At 52.5% G+C, this 10,533-nt stretch carries 11 protein-coding genes; 6 read left to right on the forward strand and 5 right to left on the reverse strand.

Features of this window, described 5'->3' with window-relative positions; genetic code table 11:
- Nucleotides 1-42: 42 nt before the first annotated feature.
- Complete coding sequence (gene rph, locus ACNRUY_RS17660) at nucleotides 43-759, forward strand: ribonuclease PH (RefSeq protein WP_488112968.1); 717 nt, start codon at nucleotides 43-45, stop codon at nucleotides 757-759.
- 353 nt (nucleotides 760-1,112) lie between these two features.
- Nucleotides 1,113-1,694 (forward strand): AAA family ATPase, encoded by a 582-nt coding sequence (locus ACNRUY_RS17665; RefSeq protein WP_488112969.1) that lies wholly within the window; start codon nucleotides 1,113-1,115, stop codon nucleotides 1,692-1,694.
- 116 nt (nucleotides 1,695-1,810) lie between these two features.
- On the opposite strand, the gene ACNRUY_RS17670 is transcribed toward ACNRUY_RS17665, so the two are convergent.
- Nucleotides 1,811-2,584 (reverse strand): exodeoxyribonuclease III, encoded by a 774-nt coding sequence (locus ACNRUY_RS17670; RefSeq protein WP_488112970.1) that lies wholly within the window; start codon nucleotides 2,582-2,584, stop codon nucleotides 1,811-1,813.
- 503 nt (nucleotides 2,585-3,087) lie between these two features.
- Between ACNRUY_RS17670 and pyrE the strand changes: the two genes are divergently transcribed.
- Together pyrE and ACNRUY_RS17680 are read left to right on the forward strand one after the other, a co-directional pair.
- On the forward strand, nucleotides 3,088-3,729 hold the full coding sequence (pyrE, locus tag ACNRUY_RS17675; protein WP_488112971.1) for an orotate phosphoribosyltransferase: 642 nt from the start codon (nucleotides 3,088-3,090) through the stop codon (nucleotides 3,727-3,729).
- Nucleotides 3,730-3,800: 71 nt separating this feature from the next.
- The gene (locus ACNRUY_RS17680) at nucleotides 3,801-4,733 is read left to right on the forward strand and encodes a hypothetical protein (RefSeq protein ID WP_488112972.1); all 933 of its coding nucleotides are present in this window, start codon (nucleotides 3,801-3,803) and stop codon (nucleotides 4,731-4,733) included.
- A 54-nt stretch (nucleotides 4,734-4,787) separates the two neighbouring features.
- Here ACNRUY_RS17680 and slmA read toward each other — a convergent pair whose 3' ends face one another.
- From slmA to coaBC, 4 genes are all read right to left on the reverse strand, one after another.
- The gene (gene slmA / locus ACNRUY_RS17685) at nucleotides 4,788-5,381 is read right to left on the reverse strand and encodes a nucleoid occlusion factor SlmA (RefSeq protein WP_488112973.1); all 594 of its coding nucleotides are present in this window, start codon (nucleotides 5,379-5,381) and stop codon (nucleotides 4,788-4,790) included.
- A gap of 8 nt (nucleotides 5,382-5,389) precedes the next feature.
- Nucleotides 5,390-6,292, reverse strand: a complete 903-nt coding sequence (gene argB, locus ACNRUY_RS17690; RefSeq protein WP_488112974.1) for an acetylglutamate kinase — start codon at nucleotides 6,290-6,292, stop codon at nucleotides 5,390-5,392.
- Nucleotides 6,293-6,430: 138 nt separating this feature from the next.
- Nucleotides 6,431-6,931 (reverse strand): dUTP diphosphatase, encoded by a 501-nt coding sequence (gene dut, locus ACNRUY_RS17695; protein WP_488112975.1) that lies wholly within the window; start codon nucleotides 6,929-6,931, stop codon nucleotides 6,431-6,433.
- Nucleotides 6,932-6,947: 16 nt separating this feature from the next.
- A complete protein-coding gene (coaBC, locus tag ACNRUY_RS17700) occupies nucleotides 6,948-8,219 on the reverse strand; it encodes a bifunctional phosphopantothenoylcysteine decarboxylase/phosphopantothenate--cysteine ligase CoaBC (RefSeq protein WP_488112976.1) in 1,272 nt (423 codons plus the stop codon).
- Between the two features lie 212 nt (nucleotides 8,220-8,431).
- Between coaBC and radC the strand changes: the two genes are divergently transcribed.
- Nucleotides 8,432-9,154 carry a RadC family protein gene (gene radC / locus ACNRUY_RS17705; protein ID WP_488112977.1) on the forward strand — a complete coding sequence of 241 codons (723 nt, stop codon included), beginning with the start codon at nucleotides 8,432-8,434 and terminating at the stop codon, nucleotides 9,152-9,154.
- A gap of 325 nt (nucleotides 9,155-9,479) precedes the next feature.
- A complete protein-coding gene (locus ACNRUY_RS17710; RefSeq protein ID WP_488112978.1) occupies nucleotides 9,480-10,493 on the forward strand; it encodes a DUF819 family protein in 1,014 nt (337 codons plus the stop codon).
- The last annotated feature ends 40 nt before the right edge of the window (nucleotides 10,494-10,533 follow it).

The raw sequence follows: 10,533 nt of genomic DNA on the forward strand, positions 1-10,533 counted from the left end.
ATAATCCGGCACTGTTTTCTGTGCTTACTTAAGGTTACCTCCATGCGTCCCAGTGGCAGAACTGCTGACCAGCTTCGTGAAGTCAAAATCACCCGCAATTACACCAAGCACGCCGAAGGTTCGGTTCTGGTGGAGTTCGGTGACACCAAAGTGATTTGCACCGCCTCCGTTGACCGGGGCGTTCCCCGCTTTCTGAAAGGCTCGGGGCAAGGCTGGGTAACCGCAGAGTATGGCATGCTGCCCCGATCCACCACAGACCGCATGGGCCGTGAAGCCTCCCGTGGCAAGCAGGGTGGCCGGACCCTGGAGATCCAGCGACTGATTGGACGCTCACTGAGAGCCGCCGTGGACATGAAAAAGCTGGGTGAAAACACCATCAACCTCGACTGTGATGTTATCCAGGCCGACGGCGGTACCCGTACCGCCTCCATCACCGGCGCCTGCGTTGCCCTGATTGATGCAATCCGCTATATGCAGGAGAAAAAGATGGTTAAATCGGATCCTCTTCTGCATAGGGTGGCGGCAGTGTCTGTAGGCATTTACAAAGGCAGCCCGATACTGGACCTGGATTACCCGGAAGACTCCAGCGCTGAGACGGATATGAATGTCGTGATGACAGAAGCAGGTGGCTTTATTGAAATTCAGGGCACCGCAGAAGCGGATCCATTCAGCCAGAATGAAATGACCGCCATGATGGCCCTGGCCCGCTCCGGTATTGAAGAGCTGATTGAGATTCAAAAGCAGGCTCTGTCGCAATAACCGCCACTAGCAGCCTGTCGGGCTTATGCTTTCGAGCATAAAATTCAGTAGAACGAGTCAAATCTTTCGATGGATTCGTGCGAATAGTGAGTCTATTTAATCGAATTCATCGAAAGATTAGGCCGTTCTTTCTGGATTTTAGGCCGAAATTGTCGTAAGTCCGACAGGCTGCTAGACACCGCAAGGTTCAATTTCCTCTCTCAAGCCCTGGCTTGCCTGCCAGGGCTGATTTCTTTCATCTTTTTTTTCTGAAACAACAAAGTTTTCTGATTTCTAAAGGGTGATAAGCGTAACTCACCGCCCTTCAGCTACCTTTACCTGACTCTGAAGCGATTAAACACAGGTATCATGCAATGCTGATTGCTTTTATCGGGTCCCACGGTACTGGCAAAACCACCACATGCCAGTCAATGGCCAATAGCTTTGCCAGTCAATGGCCTGTTTTTGAGGATTACTACCGCAAAACCGCGTCCCTGCTGGGTTACCCAAAACCCAGAAATGCGGTACTGGAAGCGCCTGCCATCCGCCAGATATCCTCTACTGCCATGGCCGGGGCAGCCCTGGGGGCCCTACTGGAGTGGACACAAAACCTTGAAAAGCATGGGCTGATCGACCTGGGTCCACCGTCAATGATGGCCTATCATCGCTACTGGATGAATATCTGCAGCGTGCCTGTCAGTCCTTTTGTTTTCAAAATGGCCCGCTATATTTCCGAGAGGGTGGATCTGTTCATTTACCTGCCAACCAACGCCATCCCCCTAGTGGAAGACAGTATGCGAGATGGAGACCTCACTTTTCAGAAAGACATTGATCAGTGGATCAGCAGGAGCCTTACAGACCTTAACATCGCGAATGACAAGGTGTTCACCCCACAAAGCAGCAGCCTGAAAGAAAGGGTCGATGAAATTCTGCACCGGATTGGCCAGGTCTGCTGACCATAACCTTCATTGTGCACCCACGCTGGCCCCAATAGGGCCTGAAAGCACGGGAGCGAGGGGGGGGGGGCGGACAGCCGCGGTCCTGCCTGGGAACGCAGCTCCGGGAGAGGGAGTTACATGCCCAGCTCCCAGTCATAGTCAATAATCACCGGCGCATGGGAAGAAAACTCCTTGGATTTATTAATCCCGCCATTCAGCACCCGGTGGCGCATACCAGGAGTGATCACCTGGTAGTCTATACGCATTCCAAGGTTGTCATGACGCAGGTATTCATCCTTCCACCAGCTGTATTTGCCTGCTTCGCGGTCCACTTCACGATAAGCATCAAAAAAGCCCATATCGCCAAACAGACCTTCCATCCAGCCCCGTTCCGCCTGATTGAACCCAGACTGCTCCTGAACATCACGCCAGTTGGCAACATCGATTTTGCGGTGAGCAATATTCCAGGTACCGCACATGATAAACTCACGGCGCTTACGGCGCTGCTTGCTCAGGTGGTGGGAATAGCCGTCCAGAAAACGGTATTTGAAGTTCTGGCTTTCATCGTCATGCCCTTCAGGCACATACAGGCTGGCAATGCTGATCTTGTCGAAATCCGCCTGGAGGTAACGACCGGTTTCATCGGCTTCCGGGAAGCCAAGGCCAGTAATGATCGCCTTGGGTGCCTGACGGGTATACAGTGCAACCCCGCCACGGTCCGGCCGGTTGTATCCACTGAAGGCATAACCAAAATAACCTTCAAGGAAGTACTGATCTTCAATCACCTGCTCATCTTCGCGGGTATCCTGCAGGCAGATCAGGTCGGCATCCTGCTCCAAGAGCCAGTCAAACAGGCCTTTTTCTCGTGCGTTATTGATGCCTTCGCAATTTAAACTGATAACTCTCATTGACTACACCTTGCCGATGCGTTCACACACACCGGCACTAATCTTGTTACCACAGCATGCCAGTAACCTGCATAGGCTGGAGAAGCGCTTTTGCACCATCTGTCACAGCCATAAGGACCCACAGCACAAAGCCGTGAGCAGGAAAGCACCAGTTGCCATCACCTCTAAGAGCGGTCACGGGCCAGAACTTTCGATCATACGGTTACCAAACCGGGCTTTACCTGCAACAGCCGTACAACAGCAAAGCCGGAAAGGACAGAAGCCGAACAGGCCGGAACAAATGCCTTTCTCAAGGTACGATTGACTGCAGAAAATGGGGAATTGTATCGAACAAATGATAGCGGGTCGCCCCCCGTATGTTTATCCGCATAAATGCGATCTCTTCTGTCTTTCACTCCTTATGGCTAAAATAGATTCCTGTCCAAAACCGTAATAACCCCATTCAGACTGAACAGGCTTTTCCCGATTCAGGAAAATCGCCTGCTTGAAACAGGATCTTCTGCATGCAGCCATACCAGAAAGCGTTTCTCGATTTTGCCATCCAGCAGCAGGTGCTTCGATTTGGTGAGTTCACCCTGAAATCAGGGCGAAAGTCTCCCTATTTTTTCAATGCCGGCCTGTTCAATACCGGCGAAGCCATGAGCAAGCTGGGGCAATTTTACGCCAGCACGATTGTGAACACCGACATAGATTTTGATATTTTATTTGGCCCAGCCTACAAGGGAATACCACTGGCCACCGCAACTGCGGTAGCATTGCATGACCATCATGGCATAAATACCCCCTGGTGCTTTAACCGGAAAGAAGCCAAGGATCACGGTGAGGGTGGAAATATGGTGGGGGCTCCGCTGAAAGGGCGGGTTGCCATCGTGGACGATGTCATCACCGCCGGAACCGCCATCCGGGAAGTGATGGACATCATTAAACAGTCTGACGCCAGACCGGCCGCAGTGGTGGTTGCCATGGATCGCCAGGAAAAAGGGCAGGGGGAGCTGTCTGCCATACAGGAAGTGGAGCGGGACTTTGGCATACCGGTACTGAGCATTGTCTCTCTGGCTGACCTTCTGGAATATGCCAGGAACCACCCTGAAGTCAGTGGCTACGCTCCGGAAATAGAAGCTTATCGGGATCGCTACGGCGTATGATAAAAGAGTTACTGCCAGCAGTTTTGACAACGAAGTCTATAACACTCCTTTCTGGAAAACCGGAAGCAAAGGTGTCGATCGGACATTGGGCCCGTTTATGGCTGTTGGCTCTCTCTATGATTTCTGCGCCAGCCATGGCGCAGAACCTTTACAAGTACAAAAACAACCAGGGCACCACGGTTATCGCCTCCAGTATACCCAGCGAGTACATCCAGAATGGCTATTCAATCCTTGACCAGTACGGCAGCCTGGTTAAACAGATTCCTCCACGGCTGACCAGCGAGCAGCAGGAACAACTCCAGGCCCTTGAACAGATCCAGGCAGAACAGGAGCAACAGGCCAGGCAGGACCAGGAGCTCCTTGACCTCTACGGAACCCCTGATGAAATTTACGCCGCCATGGGCCGCAAACTGAAACAACTGGACCAGAAAATCCAGGAAATGAAAAACCTGGAAGCCATCGTTAAAAAAAGCCTTGATGAAAAGCAGAAACAGCTTTTGAAAGCGGGCGAGAAGGCTCCTGAATACCTTCAGGACGAGGTCAACAACCTGACCGGTCAGAGAAAAGACTATCGAAACCGAAGGGTTCAGTACGTCCAGGAAAAAGTGGCCCTGAAACAACAGTACACGACATCCGCCGAGCGTTTGAAAGAGCTGATCAGCCTGAAAAGCCCGGACACCACTCCCATATCCTCGGAAATGCTGGTTGGCAAATGGCGCATCCGGGAAGACGTAGCCCTTGACTGGAATCTGGATGCCAGCGGCGCCTTTGACTCTTTTTTCCAGAAACTGGGCTCCCATGCCTCTTCAAAGAGTTACGGCCACTGGGTGCTCAGCGGCAACCGCATCATCCTCTCCATCAACCAGAAGCTGGAAAAAGACACTGTCGGTCAACAAACCCGCAAACGCGTCTCTGAAGAAAAACGCATACGGGTGCTCAAAGCAACGGAAACGGAACTGCAGATTCTCTTTGACGGAAAAACAGTGAGCCTGCATCGCTCTTGAAAAGGCTCTCCCGAATCCAGGAGAGCCCCATCCAGAATTCAGCATTAGAATGGATCAGGAATGAAACACGGCTGCCGACAACAGCTGCCACTGATCGGACCAGCCCTGGGTAGGCATCCGCTTGAACTCGCTGCGAACATACTGGGCTACCCGCCCCTCGGCAGCGGCCATCAGCAGATTGGCGGTCACTCCGACAGTCATGGCGGTTCGAACACCTTCTTTGATCTCCGCTTCCCTCAGTATTTGCTTGATCTGTGTTTCAAACCGTTCAAACAACTGAATCACCCGTAATCGCAACCGTTCGGTCTCTCCCGCCAGGGCATCACCGGTCAGAATCCGGGTTAAGCCCGGGTTTTTCTCGCAGAACCCAAGCAACAGCATCAGCATCTTTTCACAGCGAACCGACACGGATTGCTCTTCCGCCAGAATCAGGGAAACCCTTGAGAACAGGGCTTCTTCAATAAACTCGATCAACCCCTCAAACATCTTGGCTTTGCTGGGAAAGTGTCGATAGAGCGCCGCTTCAGAGACCCCCACTTCCCTGGCCAGGGCGGATGTCGTGATCCGCGTGCCCGGAGCCGTTTCCAGCATATGGGCCAGGGCTTCAAGAATCTGCTGCTTGCGAGAAATTTTCTGAGGCATATCCATTATGAGTACTAAACACTATCTCCGGTAATCAGGGTACCGACACCCCGGTCAGTCAACAATTCGAGCAGAACGGCGTGGGGCACCCGGCCATCAATGATATGAGCGGTCTTAACACCCTGTTTCACGGCATTGAGGGCACATTGTATCTTGGGAAGCATACCCCCATAAATAGTGCCATCCGCAATCAGGCTTTCTACCTGCCCGGTATCCAGCCCCGTCATCAGTTTGCCTTCTTTATCCAGCAGGCCCGCAGTATTGGTTAACAGCAGCAGCTTTTCCGCTTCAAGGGCTTCGGCCAGTGTACCCGCCACCAAGTCGGCATTGATGTTGTACGAGGCACCCTCTGCATCCACCCCAATAGGAGCCACAACAGGGATGAAATCGGAGTTCTGCAACATGCTGATGATATCAGTGTCGATAGATTCCACTTCACCCACCTGGCCAATATCAATGATCTCACGGGCGGTCATTTCCGGTGTGTGCTGTGTGACCTTCAGGCGCCTTGCACGGATGAAACGCCCATCCTTACCGGTCACCCCAATGGCCCGGCCACCATTGTTATTGATCAGTGTGACAATTTCCTTATTGACCAGACCACCCAGCACCATTTGCACGACATCCATCGTATTGGAGTCGGTCACCCTCATGCCCTGAACAAAACGGCTTTCAATGTTCAGCCGCTCCAGCATACTGCCAATCTGGGGGCCACCGCCATGAACCACCACCGGATTGATGCCGACGGCCTTAAGCAGAACCACCCCTTGGGCAAAACTGTTTTTCAGTTCATCACTTTCCATGGCATTGCCGCCATACTTCACCACTACGGTTTTACCGGCGTATCGCTGCAGGTAGGGCAGGGCTTCTGTCAGTACTGTGGCGATTTCCTGGGAAGACAGGGCAGGCTTATCCATTACTCCTCCTGAGAGACATGAAATTGGTTGTTCTGGCACAGGGTGAAAAGAGCAACCCGACAAGAGGCTGGCACGCAGGGCAGGTTACCAGATAGCAGACTCACCGTCTGCTATCTTGAGGCTGTATACACGGGAGGATTAATGCCTTCCAGAGCTACCAAATCCACCAGCTCCCCGGTCAGTCTCATCAAAACTGTCCACAATTTCCAGGCTTGCCTGCACCACAGGGACAAGAACCAGCTGGGCAATGCGCTCGCCCGGGTTAACGGTGAATGTCGTGTTCCCCCGATTCCAGCAGGAAACCATCAGCTGCCCCTGGTAATCGGAATCTATCAACCCAACCAGGTTACCCAGCACAATACCGTGTTTATGACCCAGACCCGAGCGAGGCAGAATCATGGCCGCCAGAGAAGGGTCCTCAATATGGATTGCCATCCCCGTTGGCAGCAACTCGGTCTGCCCGGGTTCAAGAGTGACCGGCACTTCAACACAGGCTCTCAGGTCAATTCCGGCGGATCCTTCAGTGGCATAAGCCGGCAGGGGAAACTCTGTGCCCAGGCGATCATCCAGGATTCGGGTTTTAAGGGTTTTCTTTTCAGAAGCCGTCTTATCAGGCACAGGCTTATCAAAAGTGGCCATAGGGTTTCTCCTTGTATTATTCACTGGCTGCCAGATCGTCAGAATCTGAACCAGCATGTGCGTCCTCAGACGCTCTTTTCCATTTGCGGTAACGGCGCGCCATGATCTTCAGCAGCTTGCGGGCCACCACTTTCTTCGATGCTTTTGGCAACGGCTCTTCCAGGTCTTCACCCAGAACCGTCACTTCATTGCTGTCACTGCTGAAGCCGATGGTCTGATCCGCTACATCATTGGCCACAATCAGGTTCATTTTTTTCCGGCGCAGCTTGTCTGCTGCGTAGCCCAGAACATTCTGGGTTTCTGCGGCAAAGCCCACCACAAAAGGCGGCGTTTCCAGGGCAGAAACGGAAGCAATGATATCCGGGTTACGAATCAGCCGGATGTCCAGATAGTCACTGCCATTATCCGGGTCTTTTTTGATTTTCTCCCTGGCCACTTCGACAGGACGGAAATCACTGACCGCCGCACACCCGATAAACACATCCACGTCATCCAGGTTATCATGCACCGCCTGGAGCATATCCCGGGCACTGACAACATCCACCCGCCTGACCCGGTCCGGTGTTTCCAGATTCACAGGCCCACTGATCAGTGTCACAGAAGCGCCCGCCTCTACCGCAGCCTCAGCCAGTGCATACCCCATTTTTCCGGAGCTGTGATTGGATATGTACCGCACAGGGTCAATATCCTCCCGGGTACCTCCAGCGGTAATCATGACCTTCATACCGCTGAGGATGTCATGGGTAAATAACTCTGCCACGTGCTCAACAATCAGTTCCGGATCAATCATCCGTCCCGGCCCTACATCACCACAGGCCTGGCTGCCATCGGCAGGACCAAACAGGCGCACACCGCGTTCCAGCAGTTCTTCACAATTCTGCTGGGTTTTGGCATCGCGCCACATTCCCTGATTCATAGCCGGTGCCAGGCAGAGTGGCGCACTGGTTGCCAGGCACAGGGTGGTCAGCAGATCATCCGCATGACCACCGGCAAGTCGTGCCATAAAGTCAGCGGTGGCAGGGGCAACCAGAACCACATCCGCCCAGCGGGCCAGCTCAATATGCCCCATGCCCGCCTCTGCCTTGGCATCAAGGAGGTCAAGATGAACCGGGTTATGGGACAGGGCCTGAAGGGTAAGGGGAGTGATGAATTCACAGGCCGCCCGGGTCATGACCACCCGGACATCCGCCCCCAGCTTCCCCAGCAACCGCACCAGCTCAGCGCTTTTATAAGCCGCTATACCACCGGTGATCCCCAGTACAACTCGTTTATTTCGTAGCCTTTGCATAGAGTGCAGGTACCTTTCCTGATCACGCCAAAAAGTGTCCCGACATAGCCCGCAGTGCGTTGCATGGGTTACCCCTGTAAAGAACAGCTTCACGTTGCCTGGCCTTCAATACCAGCCTCTCTGCGCCAGTAAACAGTCATGTCAGGGAATTAAATGGCGATTATTTTGTCTGAATGGGTTCCATCTTAACAGCGAAACCGGGTCGGTACCCAATGAGAAGCCACCACAATCGTTCTGACAAAAAGGCTGAGAGCCCTTCACAACCGCCTCTGGCGGAAGACAAAAACGGCCCCAGGGAAAAAATGATGGCCCTGGGCGCCCAGTCCCTGACCGATGCGGAACTGCTGGCCCTGTTCCTGCGTACCGGTTGCCAGGGTATGAACGTCATCCAGCTGGCCCAGAACCTGATTACCCGTTTTGGCGGACTCGACCGGCTTCTGAGTGCACAGCACCAGCAGCTGCTCAAAGTAAAAGGGCTGGGACCCGCCAAAAGCACCCAGGTCAGTGCTGTCCTTGAGATGTGCCGCCGGATGCTGAGCCGGAAAGTCACCCAGACCGATATTATCAACAGCCCGGAAGCCACCCGTCAGTATCTACAGTTGCATTTTCAGGGGGTGGAGCGGGAAGAGTTTGCCTGTCTATTCCTGGATACACGACACAGGGTTATCGCCCTGGAGACCCTGTTTCAGGGCACCCTTGATTCCGCTACGGTGCACCCGAGAGAGGTGGTTAAACAGGCGCTTCACCTGAATGCCGCCTCCCTGATTCTCTGCCATAACCACCCATCCGGTGACCCACAGCCCAGCCAGGCAGACGTTGATATCACCGGTCGGCTGACTGAAGCTTTATCACTGGTGGAGATCAAGGTGCTTGATCATATGGTCGTGGGCAGAGGGGAGATACTGTCCATGGCTGAGCATGGGTTGATCCCTTGACCAGATGTTTTTCGCAAAAACCATGATTATGCGCAACTTTTATCTTTAAAAAACGATAGTGCCAATAGTTTTCACTTACTCCCCCCCCCATAAAAAAACGACCTTCGCTTTCCCCAACCTCCATAGGGGTTTTTTTCTACTTTCTGAGCACCAGACACAGTTGTTCAAAAAACATCAGGCACTAACACCTATCCTTTCACAAAGATTTTTCCCGTATTGTGGCTATCGAGCGTTGTTATTTCCCTTGTTGCTGACATTTATCAGTATTTTGTGTTGGAGAGAATGGCCTGTGATCACAAATGTCTACAGTTTTTTTTCTTTACTTGTGCTGTTTATAACAGCCGTCCTCTACTGCGAGAAAAACCTTAATCTCAAGCTATTCAAAGTCATACCTGCGCTGACGTTTATTTATTTTGGCGGAATGATCGGTGCGTCACTCAAAATATGGCAGCTGACGCCTGAAATCAGCAGCTTTATTGGCAGCCTCAAATACTACCTGCTTCCCATGATGCTGTTCCTGCTGCTGCTGAAGAACGATATTCGTGATGTGTTCAAGCTGGGTCCCAAGCTACTCGCGTCTTTTCTGGCGGTAACCGCCAGCGTTCTGATTGGCTTTGTTATTGTATTTATCAGCTTTAAAAGCCGTTTTGAGGCCGATGCCTGGCAGACCTTTTCCATACTGTCCTCGTCCTGGGTAGGCGGCTCCACCAACATGGCAGCCACCCAGCAGGGGCTGGGCGTTGCGGATGGCTCTCAGGCACTGACCTATGCCTTTTTGATGGACAACATTTGTGCCTCCTTCTGGCTGGTGCTGATGATCTCCTTTGCCCCAATGCGCCATGCTTTCAACCGGTTCTCCAGGGCAAACAGCCAGGAAGTGGATTCCATTATCGAAAAGATCAATTTCAACGCTTTTAAAAAAGAAGACAAGCGTGACTACACCTTCATGGATTTCATGATCACCATTGGTATTGGCATGGGTGTGGCCGGTATTGTCCTGGTCCTGGGTAAGCAGGTGGTCAATCCTGGCGGGCTAACCGACGAAAACGTAATGTCAGGCCTTAGAAGCTTCTTCAGTGGCAGTGGCTGGGTCGTTATTCTGGCAACCGTTGCAGGGATTATCGGAAGTATGACCCCCCTGAACAAAACCAAAGGGTCTGATCATATGGGCAGTGTTCTGCTGTACATCGTGGTCGGCTTGATTGCCTCCAGCACTGACTTTTCAACCATCGATCTCAGTCAGGCCGCCTTTGGAAGGTGCGAACAACCCCAGCTATTTGATAAATTCATCTTTTGGGATCGCAAAAGCAGCCTAGCCCCTGCAATTTTTGGTGGATAATCCACCAAAAACTTACTTGAAAGTGGCAGGGTTTAACCAC

It is taken from the genome of Endozoicomonas sp. Z74, assembly GCF_057680865.1.

Coding starts and splice junctions, on each gene's coding strand:
- ACNRUY_RS17670 (WP_488112970.1), bottom strand. CDS start 2,584: ATGAGAGTTATCAGTTTAAATTGCGAAGGCATCAATAACGCACGAGAA.
- rph (WP_488112968.1), top strand. CDS start 43: ATGCGTCCCAGTGGCAGAACTGCTGACCAGCTTCGTGAAGTCAAAATC.
- slmA (WP_488112973.1), bottom strand. CDS start 5,381: ATGGATATGCCTCAGAAAATTTCTCGCAAGCAGCAGATTCTTGAAGCC.
- argB (WP_488112974.1), bottom strand. CDS start 6,292: ATGGATAAGCCTGCCCTGTCTTCCCAGGAAATCGCCACAGTACTGACA.
- pyrE (WP_488112971.1), top strand. CDS start 3,088: ATGCAGCCATACCAGAAAGCGTTTCTCGATTTTGCCATCCAGCAGCAG.
- ACNRUY_RS17665 (WP_488112969.1), top strand. CDS start 1,113: ATGCTGATTGCTTTTATCGGGTCCCACGGTACTGGCAAAACCACCACA.
- coaBC (WP_488112976.1), bottom strand. CDS start 8,219: ATGCAAAGGCTACGAAATAAACGAGTTGTACTGGGGATCACCGGTGGT.
- dut (WP_488112975.1), bottom strand. CDS start 6,931: ATGGCCACTTTTGATAAGCCTGTGCCTGATAAGACGGCTTCTGAAAAG.
- radC (WP_488112977.1), top strand. CDS start 8,432: ATGAGAAGCCACCACAATCGTTCTGACAAAAAGGCTGAGAGCCCTTCA.